The organism is Streptomyces sp. NPDC002138, from assembly GCF_040296485.1.
Classification (GTDB): domain Bacteria; phylum Actinomycetota; class Actinomycetes; order Streptomycetales; family Streptomycetaceae; genus Streptomyces.
In genome coordinates this window covers 39,965-60,410 of the sequence record NZ_JBEOXE010000018.1, presented here as the reverse complement: position 1 = coordinate 60,410, position 20,446 = coordinate 39,965, and the positions used below count along the sequence as shown (strand labels likewise).

The window sequence follows — 20,446 nt, the reverse complement described above, 5'->3', positions numbered from 1 at the left end:
CCCGGCCGTCCGGGTCCGGCTGCCCGTGTCCGGGCGCGTGATCGGGCCCGTGACCGGGCGCGTGCTGTTCTGTGCTCACCCCGCGATTCGACCACCGTCACCGGCCCGGCACCAGGGCCGGCGGCCCGACGTCAGGATTCCGTCATACCTGGACGGGGACGCGGACACCCGGCGGGAGGGCCGGGCGGCGCAGAAGAGGGGGAGGGGTGAGACGCGTGACGGGTGGTGTTGCGTCCCCCGATGCCAACACCACCCGCTCACGCACTCGCTCCCCGAGCCTAGGACGGCGCGGCCCCCGCGGCTGTGCACCGCGTGCGGCGTTCGTTGACGATCAGCGCACGGCGCGGAGGGGACGTGGCGCGCGGACCCGGGCCGCGCTCCCGGGCCCGGCGCGGCCGCGCTCGTACGATGCGACGGTGATCACCGCCGCACCGCGCCGCAGACCGGGTTACCTCGCCGCCGCGGCCGTCTTCGCGGTCGGCATGATGGGCACCACCCTGCCGACACCGCTCTACGGGCTCTACCGCGAGGAGATCGGGTTCTCCACCTTCGTGGTGACCGTCGTCTTCGCCGTCTACGCGGTCGGGGTGCTGGCCGTCCTGCTGCTGGCCGGGGACTACTCCGACCGGGCCGGACGGCGGCCCGTGCTGCTGATCGCGCTCGCGCTGGCGGCGGCCAGCGCCGTGTGCTTCCTGGCCGAGCACGGGCTGCCCCTGCTGTTCGCCGGGCGGCTGCTCTCGGGCTTCTCCGCCGGACTGCTCAGCGGCACCGCGACCGCCGCCGTCATCGAACTCGCCCCGCCCGAGCGCCGCGCCCGGGCCGCCTTCGCCGCCACCGCCGCCAACATGGGCGGCCTCGGCTGCGGGCCGCTGCTGGCCGGGCTGCTCGCCCAGTACGCCTCGCACCCGCTGGCGCTGCCCTTCCTGGTGCACCTGGCCCTGCTGGTGCCCGCGGCGGTCCTCGTCCTGCTGCTGCCCGAGACCGTGGAGCGGCCCGACCGCCGCGCCCGGCCGCACCCCCAGGGCGTCCGGGTGCCGCCCCCGGCCCGGGCGGCGTTCGCGCGATGCGCTCCGGCCGCGTTCGCGGGCTTCGCGCTGCTGGGGCTCTTCACGGCGGTGGCGCCGACCTTCGTCGCGCAGACCCTGGACGTCACCAACCACGCGGTCGCCGGCGCCCTCGTCTTCTCGGTGTTCCTGGCCTCCACCCTCGGGCAGCTGATCGCGGGCCGGATGGAAGCGGACCGGGCGCTGCCGCGCGGGCGGGTGCTGCTGGTGGCCGGTCTGGTGCTGGTCGCGGCCTCGCTGGCCGTGGAATCGCTGCCGCTGCTCGTCGCGGGCGGGGCCGTCGCGGGCGTCGGGCAGGGCATGGCCTTCCGGGCGGCGGTGGCGACCGTATCGGCCGCCGCCCCCGCGGAGCAGCGCGGCGCCACGATCTCCGCGCTGTTCGTCATCGCCTACTGCGGGATCTCCCTGCCGGTGGTGGGCGTCGGCGCGCTCACCCTCTGGCTGGGCCTGCGCGGCGCGGGCCTGGTCTTCACGGCCTGCGTCGCGCTCACGGCGGCGGCCGGCCGCCGCCGCGGCGACCGCCCGCGCAGCTCCGGCCTCAGCTGAAGTCGAGGCCGCCCGTACGGGTGCGCTTGAGCTCGAAGAAGTCGGAGTACCCGGCCAGCAGCCGCACCCCGTCGAAGACCCGTACGGCGTCCTCGCCGCGCGGGATCGAGGTCAGGACGGGACCGAAGAAGGCGACGCCGTCGATGTGGATGGTCGGGGTGCCGACCTCCTCGCCGACCGGGTCCATGCCCTCGTGGTGGCTCTTGCGCAGGGCGTCGTCGTATTCGCTGCGCCCGGCGGCCTCGGCCAGCTCGACGGGCAGCCCCGCCTCGGCCAGCGCCTCCCGGATCACCTCGTCGGTGGCCGAGCGGTCCTCGTTGTGCAGCCGGGTGCCGAGGGCGGTGTACAGGTCGCGCAGTACGCCTTCGCCGTGCTCCTGGGCGGCGGCGATGCAGACCCGCACGGGGCCCCAGCCGGTCTCCAGCAGCCTGCGGTAGCGCTCGGGCAGGTCGTCCTTGCCCTCGTTGAGCACCGACAGGCTCATGACACGGAAATTGAGCTCCAGGTCGCGCTGCTTCTCCACCTCCAGGATCCAGCGGGAGGTGATCCAGGCGAAGGGGCAGATGGGATCGAAGTAGAAATCAACTGTGTTGGTCACCCGTCCGAGACTAGAAGACCGATGTCCCGTCCAGAAGGGCCATTGTGCCGCCGTGAAAGTGGGCCAATGGCCCCTTGTGCGCCCGGCGGAGTGCCGCCGCCCTCTGATGGGTCGTCAGGGGTGTGCGTGGCGCACAAAAATTCGATGACAAAACGCCATAAATAGCCCTGAAATACCCCCTCGGTGACGCAAAAGTTCCCCAAGAGCTTTCTAAATCGATCACCAACTCTCCTATAGTTGACTCTCGTTGCCACAGGAACCCTCGCTTCCATTTCCACCCGGTTTGAGGCTTTGATTGATGACGGCGTCGCCCTCCCCCCTGCGCCCCTCCGCGCTGGCCCTGCTGCTCACCGCAGCGGTGACCGGTGCGCTCTGCACGGCGGCGGTGGCCGCGGCCCCGTCGACCGTCCGTACCCCCCTCGCCTGGTTCTCCGTCGCGGGGATCCTGATGCTCGCGATGGCCGCCTTTGCCCTCACCTGGTCGGTGCGTTCGGCCCGGCTGCTGCGCGGCCGGGTGTCCGCCCTCAAGGCCGATGTGTCCGCCCGTGACGCGGAGATCTCCCGGCTCACCGCCGCGATGGCCCGCGAAGCGGCCGCCCGTACCGCCGAGCGTCAGCGCCTGACCGGCGATCACGCCGCCGAGCTGGAACGTCTCGTCAGTGCCGGAGCCGCCGAGGCGGACCGGCTGACGGCTTCTCACCTCAGCGCGCGCGAACGCCTCGGTGAGCAGCTGCGGCGCGCCGAGTCCGGCCGGGCCGCCGCCATGGCCGCCGCCGCCAACGCGGCGGGCCGGATGCAGGCGCTGGCCACGGGCATGCTCGCCGACCTGCGGGAGATGGAACACCGGCACGCCGACGAGGACGTCCTCGGCGACCTGCTCCACCTCGACCACCGCACCGCCCAGGCGGGTCGCCTGGCCGACTCCATCGCGGTGCTCACCGGCGCCCGTTCGGGCCGCCGCTGGGCCAAGCCGATCGTCATGGAATCGATCCTGCGCGGAGCGATGGGCCGGATCGGCAGTTACCAGCGGGTGCGGCTGCACTCCACGAGCGACGCCGCGATCGCCGGGCACGCCGCCGAGGGCGTCATGCACGCGCTCGCCGAACTGCTCGACAACGCCGCGAACTTCTCGCCGCCGACCGCCGAGGTCCACGTGTACGTGGAGGAGGTGCCGGCCGGGATCATCATCACCGTCGAGGACAGCGGCCTGGTCATGAGCGAGGTGCAGCTGCGGCGCGCCGAACAGGCCGTGTCCGCCGAATCGCTGGACCTCGCCGGGCTCTCCGGCACCCGGCTCGGCCTCGCCGTGGTGGGCCGACTGGCCCGCAAGCACGGGCTGACGGTCTCCTTCCGGCCCTCGGCGCGCGGTGGCACGGGCGCGCTGATGATGCTCCCTCAGGAGCTGATCAGCCGTGGCCCCGCCGTGAACCCCGCGGCCGAACCCGACGCCCCGTTGCCGCTCGACGCCGCCGACGCGGTGGCCCGTTCCCACCCGGAGCACACGGCCGCGCCCGCCGACGCCGCGCGCGCCGACGCCGCGCCCGCCGACGCCGCGGGCGCGGAGGCCCGTACCGGCGCCGGGCGCGCGCAGGACCGTACCCACGCGGGCGCCGAGCGCGCCGGATCGGCCGCCGCCGACGGCCCCGACGCGGCCGCGGGGTCCGAGGACACCGGCACGCACACCACCCTCGGCGAGAGCGGGCTGCCGCAGCGCCGGCGCGGCCGGACCCTGGCCGCCGCCCACCCCGAGGGAGCCGGGGCCGCGGACCAGGCGGCCGCGCGCGCCCCCGCGGACGCCTCGCGCTCCGCCGCCCGCTTCGGCAGTTTCCGCCAGGCCGTGCGCGGCGCCGCGGCCGCGCCGCCCGCCACGCTCTCGAACCCCCCGCACCCGGAAGGCAACACGCGATGACCGGCACCACCACCGACGAGACGCTCGGCTGGCTCCTGGAGAGCCTCCTGGAACGCACCCCCGGCGCCCGCCACGCCCTCGTGCTCTCCCGGGACGGCCTCAAGCTCTGCCGCACCCCGGAGCTCTCCGTCGACCAGGCCGACCAGCTCGCGGCGATCGCCGCCGGGATCCAGAGCCTGTCGCACGGGGCGTCCATCGAATTCGGCGACGGCAGCGGCGGAGTCCGCTCCGCGATGGCCGAGTTCTACGGCGGGATCCTCTTCATCGTCGAGGCGGGCGAAGGCGCCCACCTGGCGCTGGTCGCCGCCGAGGACGCGGACGCGGGCCTCGTCGGCCACAACATGTCGGAACTGGTCGAACAGCTGAGTGAGCATCTGATCGCCAGGCCCCGGGGATGAGCCGCGGCAGGCCGGGCCGGGACGACTCACCGGACCGGCTCTACACCCTCACGGGCGGCCGCAGCCGGTCGGGTTCGGACGCCTTCGACCTGGTGACCCTGGTCATCGCCGAATGCGATCCGGTCGTCGGCATGCAGTCGGAACACGCGGCCATCCTGCGGATGTGCCGGCACCCGACGGCGGTCGTCGAGATCGCCGCCGACCTGGGACTGCCGGTGTCGATCGTGCGGATCCTGCTCGCCGACCTGCTCGGCACCGGCAGGATCAGCGCCCGCCACCCGCGCACGGCGAACTCGGCGTACAACCTTCCCGACCCCGACATCCTGGAGCAGGTGCTCGTTGGACTCCGCAATCTCTGATCGGCCCGCTGATCAGTCCGGTGACCTGCCCGCCGGTCACCACGAACCCCGCCCCGCCCGGCAGGTGCTCAGCAGCACCGCGGACAACGGTCTCAAGATCGTCGTCGTGGGCGGCTTCGGCGTCGGCAAGACCACCATGGTCCGCTCGGTCAGCGAGATCCGTCCGCTGAACACCGAGGAGACCATGACCAAGGCGGGCGAGGCGGTCGACGACACCGGCGGGGTCGCCACCAAGACCTCCACCACCGTCGCCTTCGACTTCGGCCGGATCACCCTCGACGCCCACAACGTGCTCTACCTGTTCGGAGCCCCCGGCCAGGAGCGGTTCTGGTTCCTGTGGGACCGGCTGTTCTCCGGCACCCTCGGCGCGGTCGTCCTCGTCGACACCCGGCGGCTGGCCGACTCCTGGTACGCCATCGACCGGCTCGAACACCACGGCACCCCCTTCGTCGTGGCCTGCAACGACTTCGGCGGCCCCGTGCACACCCCGGAGCAGATCCGGGGCGCCCTCGACCTGCCGCCGCACATCCCGCTGGTGTTCTGCGACGCGCGCTCCCGCGAGTCCAGCAAGCAGGTGCTCATCTCCCTCGTGCGGCACGTCCAGGACGTCCGGCACAGCCAGCACAGTCAGTCCGTCCAGACGGCCGACCGGCCGACGACCCCGGAGCCCACCCCGTGACCACCCCCGAGCCCGCCCCCGTCCCCCTGGGCGGCCCCCGGTTCCAGACCGATCCCACCGAGCTGTACCGGGAGATGCGCCGCGACCACGGCGCCGTCGCCCCGGTCGTCCTCGACGGCGACGTACCGGCCTGGCTGGTCCTCGGCTACCGCGAACTGCACCAGGTCACCAGCGACCCGGTGCTCTTCTCCCGCGACTCCGACCTGTGGAACCAGTGGGACCGCATCCCCGCCGACTGGCCGCTGTTGCCGATGATCGGCCGCAAGCAGCCGTCGATCCTCTACACCGTCGGCGAGCGCCACCGCGAGCGGGCGGCGGTGATCTCCGACGCGCTGGAGGCCATCGACCCCTTCGAACTCAAGGGCCACGCCGAACGGTTCGCGGACGAGCTGATCGACCAGATCTGCGGGAAGGGCTCCTGCGACATCGTCGGCCAGTACGCCATGCTGCTGCCGCTGCGCGTCCTGGCCAGGATCTACGGCTTCGCCGACGAGGAGGGCCCCGGCCTCGTCACCGCCATGAACGACATGATCAACGGCCGCGAGGGGGCGCTGGCGGGACAGCAGCACCTCGGCGGCTCCATGTACGCGCTGCTCGCCGCCAAGTCGGCCGCGCCCGGCCCGGACGTGGCCTCCCGGATGCTCGCCAACCGGGCCGGTTTCACCCTGGACGAGATCGCCCAGGACCTCATGGTCATGATGGCCGCCGGGCACCAGCCCACCGCCGACTGGATCGGCAACTCGCTGCGCCTCATGCTCACCGACGACCGGTTCGCGGCCTCCCTCGCGGGCGGCCGGCACAGCGTCGGCGAAGCCATGAACGAGGTGCTGTGGGAGGACACCCCCACCCAGAACGTGGCGGGCCGCTGGACCTCCCGCGACACCACCCTCGGCGGGCACCGGATCGCGAGCGGCGACCTCGTCCTGCTGGGCCTGGCCGCCGCCAACTCCGACCCGCACGTGCGCACCGACGCGGGCGCCCTGACCGGCGGCAACAACGCCCACTTCTCCTTCGGGCACGGCGAACACCGCTGCCCGTTCCCCGCGCAGGAGGTCGCGGAGGTCATCGCCCGGACCGGCATCGAGGTCCTCCTCGACCGGCTCCCCGACGTCGACCTCGCGGTCCCCGCCTCCGAGCTCGCCCGCCGCCCCTCGCCCTGGCTGCGCGGCCTGTCCGAACTGCCCGTCACCTACACCCCTACCCCCGCCCTTGGAGCCACCAGATGACGTGCCCGATCGACCACTCCGGCTCCGCCGCCATCAGCCTGGACCCCTTCGTGGCCGACCTCGACGCCGAGAGCGCGGCCCTGCGCGCCGCCGGACCGCTGGTCCGCGTCGTCCTGCCGGGCGGTGTGCCCTGCTACGCGGTCACCCACCACGCGGAGGCCCGCAAGCTCCTGACCGATCCCCGGATCGTCAAGGACATCAACGCGTGGGGCGCCTGGCAGCGCGGCGAGATACCCCTGGACTGGCCGCTGATCGGGCTCGCCAACCCCGGGCGCTCGATGCTGACCGTCGACGGCGACGAACACCGCCGGCTGCGCACCCTGGTCGCCCAGGCCCTGACCGTGCGCCGGGTGGAGACGCTGCGGACCGGCATCGAGGCGTTGACCGCGGGGATGCTGGACCGGCTCGCCGAGGTGCCCGCGGGGGAGACCGTGGACCTCAAGGCGCACTTCGCGTACCCGCTGCCGATGAACGTGATCAGCGAACTGATGGGCGTGGACGCCGCCGACCACCCCCGGATGAAGGAGCTGTTCGAGAAGTTCTTCTCGACGCAGACGAAGCCCGAAGAGGTCCCGCAGATGATGGCGGACCTCGCGGCGCTCTTCGGCCGGATCGTGGAGTCCAAGCGGCAGAACCCGGGCGACGACCTGACCAGCGCGCTCATCGCGGCCTCGGAGGACGGTGACCACCTCACCACCGAGGAGATCACCAACACCCTTCAGCTGATGGTCGCGGCCGGACACGAGACCACGATCAGCCTGATCGTCAACGCGGTCGTCGCGCTGGAGACCCACCCCGAGCAGCGCGCCCTCGTCCTCAAGGGCGAGGTGCCGTGGGAGAACGTGATCGAGGAGACCCTGCGCTGGTCGACCCCGACCTCGCACGTGCTGATCCGCTTCGCCGCCGAGGACGTCGAGGTCGGCGACACCGTCCTGCCCCGGGGCGAGGGCCTGATCGTCTCCTTCGGCGCCATCGGCCGCGACGAGGCCCAGCACGGCGAGAGCGCGGGCGCCTTCGACGCCACCCGCACCCCGAACCGGCACATCTCCTTCGGCCACGGCCCGCACGTCTGCCCCGGCGCCGCGCTTTCCCGGCTGGAGGCGGCGGTGGCCCTCCCCGCCCTGTACGCGCGCTTCCCCGGACTGAGCCTGGCCGTGGGCCGCGACGAGCTGCGCAACAAGCCGATCGTGACCCAGAACGACCTGTTCGAACTGCCGGTCACCCTCGGCTAGTGCCGCGTCAGGCAACGTTTGCCCGTCAAGGAGCCGGGCGTCGCGACGGGGCGAACATGGCCTGACGCGGCACTAGTTGGTCTCCCCGGCCGACGGGTGCTTCAGGGGCGTACGGAGATCCTCAGCCGCCGGGCCACGAACTTCAGGGCGTCCTCGCGCTCGGCGGGCGAGGGCGCCTTCAGCAGGATGTGGCCCAGCCGCTGGGACGAGGACGTGAGCGGGCCGACCACGTCACCCGGGCCCTTGCGCAGCCCGACCCGGACCACCGCCGGATGCGCGGCGATCTCCGCCAGCCCGTCGACCTCCGTGATCGTGCCCGGGGCGCAGGTGGGGAAGTACGTCGCCGCGTACGCCACCGGCCGCTCGCGCAGCAGATCGCCGAGCGGCTCCCCGAGCGCGAGCCGCACCACCGCCTCGTGCAGGTCGAAGCCGTACGTCAGGCCCACCGCCTCGGCCAGGAAGTCCCCGGGGGTGCGGACGGCGACCTCCATCAGTACCGGACCCTCCAGCCCCACCCGGAACTCCAGGTGCACCAGCCCGGTCCGCATCCCGAGCCCCCGCAGCACTCCCGCGGTCAGGGCGTCCACCCGCGCCGCGAGCTCCGGATCGGTGAACGCGTACCCGCAGCGGTGCGAGAGCTCCACGAAGTACGGCGGGGCGGTGGTCTCCTTCTCCGTCACGTTGGCGAAGAGCACCTCGCCCTCGTGGACCAGCGCCTCCCAGCTGTACTCCGGGCCCAGGACTGCCGCCTCGACCAGGATCTTCCCCTCGCCGCCCCGCCGGGCGACGATCTCCTCGGCCTCCGCGGCGCTCGTGACCAGCTCGACGCCCTCGCTGCCGCCCAGGGACAGCGGCTTGACCACCACCGGCAGCCGCTCCAGCATCCACTCCCGGGCCGCGCGCAGGTCCGGGGCGAGCAGGAACACGGGCTGCGCGACCCCGTACGCCCCGAACCCGGTGCGCTGCAGGGCCTTGTTGCGGGAGATCACCGCCGCGTGCAGGGACGGGCCGGGCAGCCCGAGCCGTTCCTGGGCCAGCGCGCCCGCCGTCACATTGGCCTCGGCGAAGGCGAGCACCCCGTCCGGGGCGCGGTCGGCGAGCGCCGCCGTGACCCCGGCGAACCAGGACTCGTCCAGGGAACCCGTGACCGGGTAGTAGGTGACGTCCTCCTCGGCCGGGCGGCTGCCCATGAGCGCCGCGTTCTCCACCACGCGGACCCGGTGTCCGAGCCGCCTCGCCGCGTCGACGTACGGCCGTCCCATCGTGCCGACGCCGACCACCAGCAGATCCTTCACGCCACTGCCCCTTCATTCGCTGCCCGGGATACCTGGACTTCCGCCTGCGCCTGCTCCTGCGTCGGCGCCTGTGCCTGTGCCTGTGCTGCTTCCCGCTCGCGCTGCTGCCGCGCCAGGGCCCGCGTCACCGGCGGTACGAGGACCGAGGCCAGGCAGAACACCACGCCCAGGGCGGCCCACCCGGCCGCACCCGCCGCGATCACCACCCCGGTCACCAGCGCCGGACCCACGATCCGCTGCCCGGAGTTGCCCAGGCTGAACACCGACAGGTAGATCCCCCGGCGGTCCTCCGGCGCGAACGCGTAACTCATGTCCCAGCTGCCCACCGCCTGCCACATCTCCCCGAAGGTCAGCGCGACGCAGGCGGCCAGCAGCAGCGCCCCCGCGAGCAGGGGCGGCAGCCCGTGCGCCGCCGCCAGCGCCGCGCAGCACGCGGCGAGCGCGAAACCGCTCAGCCGCAGCGCCCGGGCCGCCCCGCCGGGCCGCTCCGCCCCCCGCGAGACCGGCACTTGGAGGGTGATCGACAGCGCCGTGTTCACCAGGATCAGCACCGGCACGAACCCGGCGGGCACCCCGGTGGCCGTCATCGCCCACAGCGGCAGCCCCACCGACAGCAGCGTCGTGTGCAGGTTCAGTACGCCGCCCAGCCCGGCCAGGCCGAGGTAGCGCCAGTCACGGAAGCCCCGGATCGCCGTCAGCGGCCCCACCTTGCGCTGCGCCGCGCTCGCCCGCACCAGCCGCAGCCGGCCCAGCATGACCGCCGACGCCAGGAACGCCGCCGCGTTGCCGAGCACGATGCCCCGGTACGCCCACATGCTGTCGGCGGCGAGCAACGGCGCAGCGAGCAGCGCGCCGACCGAGAAGCCGATGTTGCGCACGGTGCGCACGATCGCCATCGTCCGCGTACGGTCGGACTCCTCGGTGGTGTCGGAGGCCACCGCCTGCGTCATCGGCTGGGTCGCCCCTTCCGCCGCGGCGAGGCACGAGGACACCACCAGGAACCCGCCGAAGCCGTGCACGTACGCCAGCGCCACGAACCACAGGGCCCGCCACACCTGGAGCGCGATCAGCGTGCGCCGGGCCCCGATCCGGTCACTGAGCGCGCCGATCGGGACGGTGGCCAGGAAGCCGACGAACCCGGAGACGGCCAGACCGGCGCCGATCTGCGGGGTGGTCAGGCCGACCGAGCGGATGAAGAAGACCGTGGATCCGGCGAGGAACAGGCCGGTGCCGATCGCGTTGATCAGCGAGGTCAGGGCGAAGGTCCGCCCGGCAGCCGTCGCGGGCACGTAGTCCGAGGGCGAGATCCGCTTCACCGCGCACCCCCGTCGCGTCCCGCCGTGCGCAGCGACACCAGAGCGGCGGCCTCCTCGGCGTTGCGCCCCGCGGCCGCCGCGTCCGTACCGGTGGCGATCACGTACCCCGCCCGCTCCCACGAGCTGGTGACGGCCAGGACCACGTCACCGGGGGCGACCCCGACGTGGACCTCCTCCACCCCGACGGCGCGCCGGGCGGCCTCGACGCCCTCCACCGCCCCGACCGGACCGACCGGCGCGATCAGGAACCGGACGGCCGCGCCCAGGACGGGCGGCCGCTGCGGCGTCGCACCGGTGCCGTCCAGCGCGCCGAGCAGCGCGGACAGGATGTCCATCCCGTAGGCGAGGTCGATGAGCGCGGTGATGCCGCCGCCGGGCAGCCGGGCCGCGCACTCCACCAGGTGCGGGCGGCCGCCGTCGAGGATCCACTCCGAGTGCAGCACGCCGGAGCGGAACCCCGTGGCCGACACCAGGACCGCGACCGCGCCGCGCAGCGCGTCGGCCTGCGCTTCGGGCAGCGCGGCGGGCACGGTGTGCCCCGTCTCGACGGGATGGCGCGAGTCCTGGACCCTCTTGGCGGTGATGTTGGTGAAGCCGACGATGCCCTCGTGGACCACGGCCTCGACGCTCACCTCCGGCCCGTACAGGCGCTGTTCGACCAGATAGCGGGCGGAGTCCGGGTACCCCGCGTGCAGGGACGGCTCGTCGGCGGTCGTCGTGTGCGCCCAGGCCGCGGCACTGTCGTCGTCCGGTCCGAGGAGGCGTACGCCGAGACTGGCCTGGCGGCCCGCGGGTTTGAGCACGCACGCCCCGCCGTACCGGGCGCGGAAGGCGCTGACGTCCTCGGGGCTCCGGGCCCGCTGCCAGGCCGGCTGGTCCAGGTCCGTACCGTCCACCGCGGCCCGCAGCCGGGCCTTGTCCCGCAGGATGCGCGCGGCCTTCGGGCCCGCGCCGGGCAGCCCCCACGCCTCGGCGAGGGCCGCGGCGGCCACCACGCCGTACTCCACGACCGGCACGACCGCGCGCACGGCCGGGGGCCGGGGGACGGCGGCGACGACGCGGTGCGGATGCTCCTCGTCCTGGCTGGGCGCCGCGAGCAGCGCTCCGACACAGCGGTGCGATCCGGCCAGGCCGTCGATGCCGCGCGCGGCGATGACGGCGGGCTCCTCCACGACCAGGACGGAGTTCTCGGGGAGCAGGACGTCCAGCTTGCCGAGCATCACCGGGCTGTACCCCACCAGGACGTGGGTGAGGGCGGCCGGGACGGGCGGGTCGGGCAGTGTCATGGAGGCCTCGCTGCGTGACGGAGGGCGCGGGACGGGGAGGGCCGGGCCGGGGGTGCACCGCACGTGCCCGGCCTGCCCGTCGACTGTGCCTTTCCGGCCACTTGAGGGCATAGCCCCGTCAAGGTTCGGGTCCGCGCAGCTCTGTGACCTCCTCATCCGGACCGATCGGGTCCGGGCGGAGAACCATTTCGGCCCGGTCGGCGTCCTTCCTGGTGAGCGCGCACACGGACGGGCGCGAGGGCAGGGAACGGGAGTGAGCGGGTATGGGGTTCGTCAGCTGGATCATTCTGGGGCTGCTGGCCGGAGGCATAGCGAAGGTGCTGCTGCCTGGGCGCGACCCGGGGGGCCTGATCGGGACGACCCTGATCGGCGTCGCCGGCGCCTTCATCGGCGGCTGGCTGTCGGCGAAGTTCCTGGACCGGCCCATCCAGAACGAGTTCTTCGACCTCGCCACCTGGGGCGCCGCGGTGGCGGGCTCGCTGGTCCTGCTGATCGCCTACCGGATCCTCTTCGGCAACTCGCGCGACTCCCGCCGGTAGCCCCCGCCGCGGCGGCGGCCGTTCAGATGAGGCTGTACTGCACCGCGCAGGCCACCGCGTGCGAGCGGTTGCGGGCGTGGAGGCGGGACATCAGCTCGTAGATGACGTTCTTCACGGTGTGCTCCGAGCAGGACAGGGTGCGCGCGATCACCGCGTTCCCGTGGCCCTCCGCCATGAGGGCCAGCACCGAGGTCTGGCGGGCCGTCAAGTGCGGGGTGTCCGCGGCGGGTACGGGCCGCGGCGCGGGCAGGGCCGTGTGGCCGCCCAGCAGCCGGAGCAGGTCGGGGTAGGGCAGCTCGACGGTGTCCGGAGCCGGTTCGGGGGCGGGTGCGAGGCCGGTGGCGACCTGGGCCAGCATCCGGCTCAGCCGGCCCGCCTCCAGGACCGCCTCGTGGCCCGGCTCGCGGGGCGTCGTGCGCGTCGGTGCGGCGACGGGGCTCACAGCATGCCCGCCCGCAGGGCGTAGGCCACCGCGTGGGCGCGATTGCGCAGCCGGAAGCGCTGGGTGATGTCGTGCACGACGGTGGTCACCGTGCGCGGCGAATAGCACAGCCGCTTGGCTATCTCGCTGGTTTCGTGGCCGTCCGCGACCATCCGCAGGACCGAGCGCTCCCGGTCGCTGAGCCCCGCCGCGTCCCATGGCCCGGCCACCTCGCCGGCCGCCGAGCCGCGCGCGCCGGAGTGTTCCAGCAGCAGGTCGAGCAGGTCCGGCGGCAGCGTGCAGTCACCGCGGGAGGCGGCGCGGACGGCCCGGGCGAGGCGGACGGGATCCGCCTCGCGGCGGCGCAGCAGACCCCGGGCCCCGGCGGCGATCGCGTGCAGGGCGTCGGCGGGCTCCAGCTCGCCCGCCACCAGCACCACGTCCGGACGGGACGGGGTGTCCCGGATCGACCGCAGGACGTCGAGTTCCGTACGGCCGACCCGGTCCACGGTCATGACCACGACGCGGGGTGCGCCGCCGGGCGCGGTCAGGGCCACCTCCGGACAGGCGAGCAGGGCGCTCTTGGTACCGGCTTCGAGCACCGGATCGAGTGCGACGACGTTGACAGGGACGGGTTCTCCCACCGGGTCCTCCGAAAGTCATCCGCCTGCCGGGGTGTCGGACCGGCGGAAAGGGTGCTGGTTCCCAGACTGGGGGCGGCCGCCGGGCCGGGCATCGGGCCCCGGCCCCCACATTTGTGAAGGCGGGGTGCCGCGAGCGGCGGATCGTGTGAAGGCCGCTGCCCGGATCGGCCGGACGGCCCGTCGTGGCGGGTCGCACGGGGTGCGCGGGCCGTACGCGGACGCCACGGCGGTGGGGGCCGGGCGGTGCGCCCGGGGGCCTCTGGGGGCGGCCGCGCAGAATATGGGGGACGTGCCCCCATGTGCGCGGCGCGCCACTCTGCGAGTTTTCCTCTTGTGACTGACACCGCCACCGCCGCAGAAACCGAGGTCGGCGGCCTGACCCACTCCTGGTGGGCACAGGCCCTGAACCTGCGGGAGCGGCTCGCCGCACCGGGTGCCCCCGCACCCGCGCGGACCGCCGCCCCCCACGACCGGCCCGCCTCGTGGTCCCTGGGGGACCCCGAGGGCTTCGCGGCCCGGCTGGCGAGTCTGGGGGCGACCGAGGACACCGGGTACGCGCTCGCGGCGGAGCGGTCCGGGCGGCTGGCCGCCCGCGCCGAGAAGCCGGAGTGGGCGGCGTACGCGGAACGGATCGTGGCGGCGGCCCCCGTCGAGCGGACGGCCACGGCGGGCGCCGCGGCCGACGGCGGCGAAGAGGCCACGGGCGCCGCGGTGTTCCTGCCCGCGCTGCGCTCCCTGACCGAGATGGCCTGGGCCGGGACGGCTCCGCGGATCGAGCTTCCCGAGGCGGAACTGGCCGTGGTCCGCACCGCCTTCGAGGGCTGGCTGGGCGACCGCCTGATCCGCCAGTCCGCCCGGACCCTGGTCAAGGAACTGCACGCGGCGCGCACCGCCGGGCGGCTGGCGGGAGAGACCTCGCGGGAGCGGTTCGCCGACTTCCTGGCCCGGCTCGGCACCCGGGAGGGCCTGGCGGCGCTGTTCACCGGCTACCCGGTGCTGGCCCGGATGCTGGCCCAGTCCTGCGCGTACGCCGAGGACGCGACGGCGGAGCTGGTCCGCCGCTACACCACCGACCGCGCCGCGATCGTGCGGGGCCTGCTCGGCGGCGCCGACCCGGGCCCGCTGGTGCGCATCGACCTCGGCCGCGGCGACGTCCACCAGGGCAACCGCTCCGTCGCGCTGCTGCGCTTCGCCGGCGGCGCCACCGTCGTGCACAAGCCCCGCCCGCTCGACCAGCACGCCCTCCTCGACCAGGCCGTCGCCTGGACCAACGGCAAGGTGCCCGGCCTCGGCCTGCGGACCCCCCGGTCGGTGCGCCGTCCCGGGTACGGCTGGCTGGAGTTCATCGAGCACGGCTGGTGTGCCTCGCCCACCGCACTGGACCGGTTCTACCGCCGCCAGGGCGCGCTGCTCGCCCTGCTGTACGCGGTGGACGGCGTCGACATGCACTACGAGAACGTCATCGCCTGCCAGGACCAGCCGGTCCTGGTGGACGCCGAGACCCTGCTCCACGCGGGCCTGCCCGCCGCGGTGACCTGCGGCTCCGACCCCGCGGCGGCGGCCCTGTCCGCCTCGGTCCACCGCACCTGCCTGCTCCCGAGCCTGCTCATCGGCGAGCACGGCGCCATGGACATCTCCGCCCTCGGCGGCGGGCACGGCGGTTCCTACCCCAGCGACGGGATGAGCTGGGAAGCCGCCGGAACCGACGAGATGCGGGTGCTGCGCGGCCGCGTCGAGACCCCGGCCGGACAGAACCGGCCCGCGCCGCGGGACGGGGCCGCCGGACACGGGGACCACAGGGCGGCGCTGCTCGAGGGCTTCCGTGCGGGCTACGACGCGATCGCCGCCCACCGCCGCGAACTCCTCGGCGAGGACGGGCTGCTGGGCCGCTGGGCCACCAGCCCGGGCCGGCTGATCGCCCGCGCCACCCGCCTCTACACGACCCTGCTGGAGGAGTCCACCCACCCCGACGTGCTGCGCGACGCGCTGACCCGGGACGCGCTGTTCGCCGTACTGTGGGCGGAATCCGAGAACGACCCGGCCCGTCGGCGGCTGATCGAGGACGAGACCGCCGACCTGTGGGAGGGTGACGTTCCCGTCTTCTTCCACCACCCCGCGCACACCTCGGTGCGCACCTCGCGGGGCGCGCTCATCGACGGGGTGCTGCCCGCGCCCAGTCTGCGCGCGGCCCTGGACAAGATCGCGGCGATGGGCGAGGTGGACCGGCACGACCAGGAGTGGATCATCTCGGCCACGCTCGCGGTGACCGGCGCCAACCTCACCGGGGGCGGCCCGCGTTCGGCGTTGGCCGGTCACCTCGCCCCGGCCGTCGTGCCCGAGCCCTCGCGGCTGCTGACCGCCGCCTGCGGGATCGCCGACGAGATCGCGGCCCGTGCGGTGCACGGTGACGGCCGGGTCAACTGGCTCGGCCTGGAGCAGGTCTCCGGTGAGCACTGGGCGGTCCTGCCGATGGGCGGCGGGCTCGCCCAGGGCTACTGCGGCGTGGCCCTCTTCCTGGCCCAGCTCGGCGCCCTGACCGGCGCCGGACGCTACACCGCCCTGGCCCGGCAGGCCGCGGCCCCGCTGCCGGAGCTGCTGGCCACGCTCGCCGCCAGCCCCGCGCTGAGCGCCGCCGTGGGGCCGGGCGCCCTGCACGGGCTGAGCGGCATCGTCTACACCGTGGCCCGGCTGGCCGCGCTGCTGGGCGAGGGCGGGGGCCCGGGCGGGGGCGAGGTCGAGGGCGGGACCGGGGGGAGCACCGTCGCCGATCCCTTGCGCGCCTGTCTGCCCGACGCCCTCACCGCGCTGGCCCTCGCGGTCGAAGCCGACCCCGAAGGTCCGGCCGACCTCGCCGACGGCCTCGCCGGAGCGCTGGCCGCCGTCGTCGCCGTGCACCGCCTCACCGGGATGCCCGGCGCCGCCGCCCTGGCCGCCGCCTTCGCCGACCGGCTGCTCGCCCGCGCCGAACCCCGGCTGGCCCGGCCCGCCGGGCACGGCCCCGCGGCCCCCGGCTTCGCCCACGGCGACGCGGGCATCGGCTGGGCCCTGCTGCGCTACGCCGCCGCCGCGGAGGCGCGCGGCCCGGCCGCCGGCCCCGGAGCGAGGGCCGAGGCGTGCGCCCGTACCGGCGCCGCCCTGCTGCGGCCCGCCCTGGACGAGGCCCTCAACCACCCCGCCGACCTCGGCTGGCACTCCGGGCTCGCGGGCACCGCGCTCGCCGCGGCCGACGCGCTCGCCCGGGCCGGCCAGCCGGTCCCCGAAGCCGAACTCACCTGGTGCGCGGCCCTGCTGAGCGATCCCGCCGAGGCCGGGGAGTCCACCGAGGCGGCCGAGTTCGGCGACCTCAGCCTGGGCCACGGCACGCTCGGCTCCCTGGAACTGCTCAGCGTCCTCGCCGGGCAGGGGCACCCCCGGGCCGCCACCGCCCTCACCCACCGCGCCGGTCAGGTCCTCGGCCGCCTCGAATGCCACGGCCACCGCTGCGGCACCCCCGACCACGTCCCCTCACCCGGACTCCTCACCGGCCTCTCCGGCATCGGATACGCCCTGCTCAGGCTGGGTTTCCCGGAGGCGGTCCCGTCCGTACTGCTGCTCCACTGACACTCGATCGATCGCACCGAACGAACTGCCGTACCGAGCACCACACTCCACTTCAGGTTCCGAGAAAGGTACTCACCACCATGCAGGAGTTCCAGGTCAACGCCATCGCCACGGACGCCACCACCGACGCGGTCGCCGAGGTTCCCGCCGGGGACCCCGCGGGCGGCATCACCCTGTCGGGCCGCAACACGGCGTGCGCGCGGGCCCGGGCGCTGGCCGGCCTCGTCCTCACCAGCGGACTCGTGGTCGCGCTGAGCCAGATCGACACCAGCGTCTCGGCCCCCAACGTCACCTGGTAGTGCCCGGATAGCGGAGCGGGGCACCTGGGAAAGGCCGACTTTCGGTGCACGGCGGACCGTACGTATGAACTAGATTGCGCTCATGCGTTCCCGTACGCGGTACATCATCGGTCGTGACTCGCAACTCTCAGAGATCAACCAGGCGTTGGCCGAGGCGAGGGACGGGCGCGGCGGGGTCGTCTTCCTGGTCGGCGAGGCGGGGATCGGCAAATCGCGGCTCGCCGCCGAGGCCGTGGGAATGGCCTTCAACGCCGGAATGCGGGCACTGCGGGGCCGGAGCAGCACGACCGGCCCCACAGTGCCTTTCCGGCCATTGACCGAAGCGCTGATGGCGCTGTTCCGCGGCGGTCCGCCCGGCGGTCCGTCCCTGGACGACCTGCCGCTCGGCCCCTACCGGCCCGCGCTGGGCCGGATCATCCCGGACTGGAGCAGCGACGCCCAGGACAACAGCTCCATGGTGATCCTGGGCGAGGCCGTGCTGCGGCTGCTCATCGCCACCGGCAGGGAACACGGCCAGCTCCTCCTGCTGGAGGACCTGCACGACGCCGACCCCGAGACCCTCGCGGTCGTCGAGTACCTCGTGGACAACCTCGAATACACCAACGTGGTCCTTCTGGCCACGATCCGCACCGAATCCTGCGACGCCCTCGACATGGCCGAATCGGCCCGCCGCCGCGGTGTGGGGACCGTGCTCCAGCTGGCCCCGCTGACCCGGCCCGAGGTGCGCGCCGTGATCGCCGCGCAGCTGGACACCGAACCGGAACTGGTGCCGGAACCGGCCCTGGAGCGGCTCTGGGACGACAGCGCGGGCAGCCCCTTCCTGGTCGAGGAACTCCTCCAGGGGATGATCGGCAGCGGGGCGCTGGTCCGCGCCGAGGACGGCTGGCGCGTCGTCGGCGACCTGCGCAGCGACGTGTCCACCGCGCTCGCGCGCGGCATCCTGCGGCGCGTCGACCGGCTCGCCCCCCAGGGCCTGACCCTGCTGTCCGCGGCTGCCGTGATCGGCCGCCGCTTCCCGCTCACCGTGCTCCAGCGGATGACCGGGATCGACGACCGCAGCCTGCTCAGCCACCTGCACGCCGGGGTCGCGGCGCAGCTTGTCGTCCATGACGAACCCGCCCCCGACTGGTACGCGTTCCGCCACTCGCTCACCGCCGAGGCGCTGCTGACCCAGCTCACGCCCACCAACCGGGCGGAGATGTCCGGGCGCGCCGCCGACGCGGTGCAGGCGCTGTATCCCGAGCTGGAGGGCGAATGGTGCCCGCTGGTCGCGGAGTTGCGCTCCCAGGCCGGTGACGACGCGGAAGCCGGGCGGCTGTTCACCGTCGCGGGGCTGCGGGCCCTGTCGGCCGGGGCCATCGGCTCGGCGGTCACCCTGCTGGGCCGGGCCGAGCGGCTGCTGGCGGCCAGCGGGGACGCGGCGGGCCGCACCGCCGCCCTGGAGGCGCTGCTCCCCGCGCTCGCGGAGGCCGGGGACTTCGCCCAGGCCTTCGGTTTCGCCGAGAACCTGCACACCCTCGGCGGCAGCGGCCTGAGCGCCGAGCGGCTGGCCGCGCTGCACACCCGGCTCGCCAAGGTGGCGCACACCGCCGGGCGCTGGGAGGACGGCAACCGGCAGATAGCCCAGGCCAGAGCCCTCCTCGGGGAGCACCCCGACGAGCGCAGCACCGCCTCCATCGACGTCACCGCCGCCTACCTGGCCCTCGACACCCCCGGCCCCGACCGCACCCAACTCGCCGAGAAGCTGGCCTACTCGGCCCTCCAGGCCGCCGAACGGCACGGCCTGCCCACGGTGGTCTGCCAGGCCTGGGAGCTGCTCGCCACCCTCGCCCGCGAGCGGGACTTCGACGAGGCCACGGCCCTGCTGGAATCGGCCCTGCACACCGCCGAACAGCACCAGCTCCCGCTCCAGCGGATGTACGCCCTCACCCGCATCGGCGGGAACAACTGGCTCACCGAGGGCAATACGGTCCCCCTGCTCGCGGCCCGCTGCGAGGCCCAGCGGCTCGGCTCCGCCACCATCGTCTACACCATCGACGGCATCATGATCCTCGACGGAGTGCTGCGGGCCGGGTTCGCCGACGCCGCCCGGGCCGCCGAGGAGTGCCTGGCCGTCGTCCAGCGGCTGCGCCTGGCTCCGGCCACCCGGTACGTCCTGATGGCCCAGGCGACCCTCGCGGCGCACCAGGGCGACCGCGCGGGCATGGAGCGCGCCCTCGCCGCCTTCGGCGAGTGGGACGGCATCGGCTCCCAGGAGGAGCCGCTGACCCGCGGCCTGGCCCGCGCCTTCTGCGCGCTGATGGAGGAGGACCGGCCCGCCGCCGTCCGTGAACTGCACACCGTGGCGGACCTGGAGAGCACCAACCCCAGTACCTACTACCTCAGCGGCCGGTACGGCATCGGGCTGCTCCTGGACGTGCTCTCCGGGGAGGCCGGCCGCGGTCCGTACGAGGAGATCGCCGCCACCGCCCCCGGCCGGATGCGCTGGAACCGCCAGTTCGTGCACTTCGCGGGCGCCGTCCTGCTGGGCCGGGAGGGGAGACCCGACCTGGCGGCCGCGGCCGTCAACGAGGCCCTGCGGACCGCGGAGCCGTACTCCACCGCACTCCACCTGGGCCTGCGGCTGATCGCGGAGGCGGCCCACGCGGACGGCTGGGGCGAACCGGTGGCCTGGCTGCGCCGGGCCGAACTCCACTTCCACCAGGGCTCCGTGGCCCCCGTCGCCAACGCCTGCCGGGCCGCGCTGCGCCGGATGGGCGCCCCCGTCGCCCAGCGGCGCTCCGGCTCGGGCAACATCCCGGACGTGCTGCGCACCCAGGGGGTCACGGTGCGCGAGTACGAGGTGTTCCGGCTGCTCGCCGAGCGGCTGGGGAACAAGGACATCGCGGACCGCCTCTACATCTCGCCCCGCACGGTGGAGAAACACATCGCCAGCCTCGGCACCAAGACGGGCCGCGCCAACCGCTCGGCCCTGTGCGAACTCTCCGCTTCCCTGCGCGGGTAGAGCCGGGGCGCCACCGCCCCGGCCCCGGCCC

The 20,446-nt window shown here is 74.3% G+C and carries 17 protein-coding genes; 11 read left to right on the top strand and 6 right to left on the bottom strand.

Annotation, left to right across the window (positions count from 1 at the left end; translation table 11 throughout):
* The first annotated feature begins 416 nt into the window (after positions 1–416).
* A complete protein-coding gene (locus ABT084_RS14425; RefSeq protein WP_502968934.1) occupies positions 417–1,610 on the top strand; it encodes an MFS transporter in 1,194 nt (397 codons plus the stop codon).
* Here the strand turns inward: ABT084_RS14425 and ABT084_RS14420 are convergent.
* Positions 1,603–2,208: a mycothiol-dependent nitroreductase Rv2466c family protein gene (locus tag ABT084_RS14420; RefSeq protein ID WP_351042621.1), complete on the bottom strand. Its 606-nt coding sequence runs from the start codon at positions 2,206–2,208 to the stop codon at positions 1,603–1,605. The genes ABT084_RS14425 and ABT084_RS14420 overlap by 8 nt on opposite strands.
* Positions 2,209–2,506: 298 nt before the next feature.
* On the opposite strand from ABT084_RS14420, the gene ABT084_RS14415 reads away from it, so the two are divergent.
* Genes ABT084_RS14415 through ABT084_RS14390 form a run of 6 tightly spaced genes read left to right on the top strand, consistent with a single transcriptional unit; the run spans position 2,507 to position 8,011 of the window.
* Positions 2,507–4,117 carry a sensor histidine kinase gene (locus tag ABT084_RS14415; protein ID WP_351042618.1) on the top strand — a complete coding sequence of 537 codons (1,611 nt, stop codon included), beginning with the start codon at positions 2,507–2,509 and terminating at the stop codon, positions 4,115–4,117.
* Positions 4,114–4,515, top strand: a complete 402-nt coding sequence (locus ABT084_RS14410; RefSeq protein ID WP_351042615.1) for a roadblock/LC7 domain-containing protein — start codon at positions 4,114–4,116, stop codon at positions 4,513–4,515. The genes ABT084_RS14415 and ABT084_RS14410 overlap by 4 nt, the downstream gene beginning before the upstream one ends.
* On the top strand, positions 4,512–4,874 hold the full coding sequence (locus ABT084_RS14405; RefSeq protein ID WP_351042612.1) for a DUF742 domain-containing protein: 363 nt from the start codon (positions 4,512–4,514) through the stop codon (positions 4,872–4,874). The genes ABT084_RS14410 and ABT084_RS14405 overlap by 4 nt, the downstream gene beginning before the upstream one ends.
* Entirely contained in the window at positions 4,855–5,553 is a 699-nt protein-coding gene (locus ABT084_RS14400; RefSeq protein WP_502968933.1) for a GTP-binding protein, read from the top strand. The genes ABT084_RS14405 and ABT084_RS14400 overlap by 20 nt, the downstream gene beginning before the upstream one ends.
* Positions 5,550–6,779, top strand: a complete 1,230-nt coding sequence (locus ABT084_RS14395; protein ID WP_351042609.1) for a cytochrome P450 — start codon at positions 5,550–5,552, stop codon at positions 6,777–6,779. Before ABT084_RS14400 ends, ABT084_RS14395 begins: the two co-directional genes overlap by 4 nt.
* The gene (locus ABT084_RS14390) at positions 6,776–8,011 is read left to right on the top strand and encodes a cytochrome P450 family protein (RefSeq protein ID WP_351042606.1); all 1,236 of its coding nucleotides are present in this window, start codon (positions 6,776–6,778) and stop codon (positions 8,009–8,011) included. The genes ABT084_RS14395 and ABT084_RS14390 overlap by 4 nt, the downstream gene beginning before the upstream one ends.
* Positions 8,012–8,112: 101 nt before the next feature.
* On the opposite strand, the gene ABT084_RS14385 is transcribed toward ABT084_RS14390, so the two are convergent.
* The 3 genes from ABT084_RS14385 to ABT084_RS14375 are packed head-to-tail and all read right to left on the bottom strand — an operon-like array spanning position 8,113 to position 11,908.
* Positions 8,113–9,306, bottom strand: coding sequence for an ATP-grasp domain-containing protein (locus ABT084_RS14385; protein WP_351042603.1), 1,194 nt, complete (start codon positions 9,304–9,306; stop codon positions 8,113–8,115).
* Entirely contained in the window at positions 9,303–10,622 is a 1,320-nt protein-coding gene (locus ABT084_RS14380) for an MFS transporter (RefSeq protein WP_351042600.1), read from the bottom strand. Before ABT084_RS14380 ends, ABT084_RS14385 begins: the two co-directional genes overlap by 4 nt.
* Entirely contained in the window at positions 10,619–11,908 is a 1,290-nt protein-coding gene (locus ABT084_RS14375) for an ATP-grasp domain-containing protein (RefSeq protein ID WP_351042598.1), read from the bottom strand. Before ABT084_RS14375 ends, ABT084_RS14380 begins: the two co-directional genes overlap by 4 nt.
* A gap of 263 nt (positions 11,909–12,171) precedes the next feature.
* Here ABT084_RS14375 and ABT084_RS14370 point away from each other — a divergent pair, with 263 nt between their 5' ends.
* Positions 12,172–12,447: a GlsB/YeaQ/YmgE family stress response membrane protein gene (locus ABT084_RS14370; RefSeq protein ID WP_351042595.1), complete on the top strand. Its 276-nt coding sequence runs from the start codon at positions 12,172–12,174 to the stop codon at positions 12,445–12,447.
* A 22-nt stretch (positions 12,448–12,469) separates the two neighbouring features.
* Here ABT084_RS14370 and ABT084_RS14365 read toward each other — a convergent pair whose 3' ends face one another.
* Positions 12,470–12,889: a helix-turn-helix transcriptional regulator gene (locus tag ABT084_RS14365; protein ID WP_351042592.1), complete on the bottom strand. Its 420-nt coding sequence runs from the start codon at positions 12,887–12,889 to the stop codon at positions 12,470–12,472.
* On the bottom strand, positions 12,886–13,512 hold the full coding sequence (locus tag ABT084_RS14360; protein ID WP_351042589.1) for a helix-turn-helix transcriptional regulator: 627 nt from the start codon (positions 13,510–13,512) through the stop codon (positions 12,886–12,888). The genes ABT084_RS14365 and ABT084_RS14360 overlap by 4 nt, the downstream gene beginning before the upstream one ends.
* Before the next feature lie 333 nt (positions 13,513–13,845).
* On the opposite strand from ABT084_RS14360, the gene ABT084_RS14355 reads away from it, so the two are divergent.
* The 3 genes from ABT084_RS14355 to ABT084_RS14345 all read left to right on the top strand — a co-directional run bounded on the left by ABT084_RS14355 (position 13,846) and on the right by ABT084_RS14345 (position 20,415).
* On the top strand, positions 13,846–17,112 hold the full coding sequence (locus tag ABT084_RS14355; RefSeq protein WP_351042587.1) for a type 2 lanthipeptide synthetase LanM family protein: 3,267 nt from the start codon (positions 13,846–13,848) through the stop codon (positions 17,110–17,112).
* Positions 17,113–17,192: 80 nt separating this feature from the next.
* Complete coding sequence (locus tag ABT084_RS14350; protein WP_351042584.1) at positions 17,193–17,411, top strand: hypothetical protein; 219 nt, start codon at positions 17,193–17,195, stop codon at positions 17,409–17,411.
* An 82-nt stretch (positions 17,412–17,493) separates the two neighbouring features.
* Positions 17,494–20,415, top strand: coding sequence for a helix-turn-helix transcriptional regulator (locus ABT084_RS14345; RefSeq protein WP_351042582.1), 2,922 nt, complete (start codon positions 17,494–17,496; stop codon positions 20,413–20,415).
* The last annotated feature ends 31 nt before the right edge of the window (positions 20,416–20,446 follow it).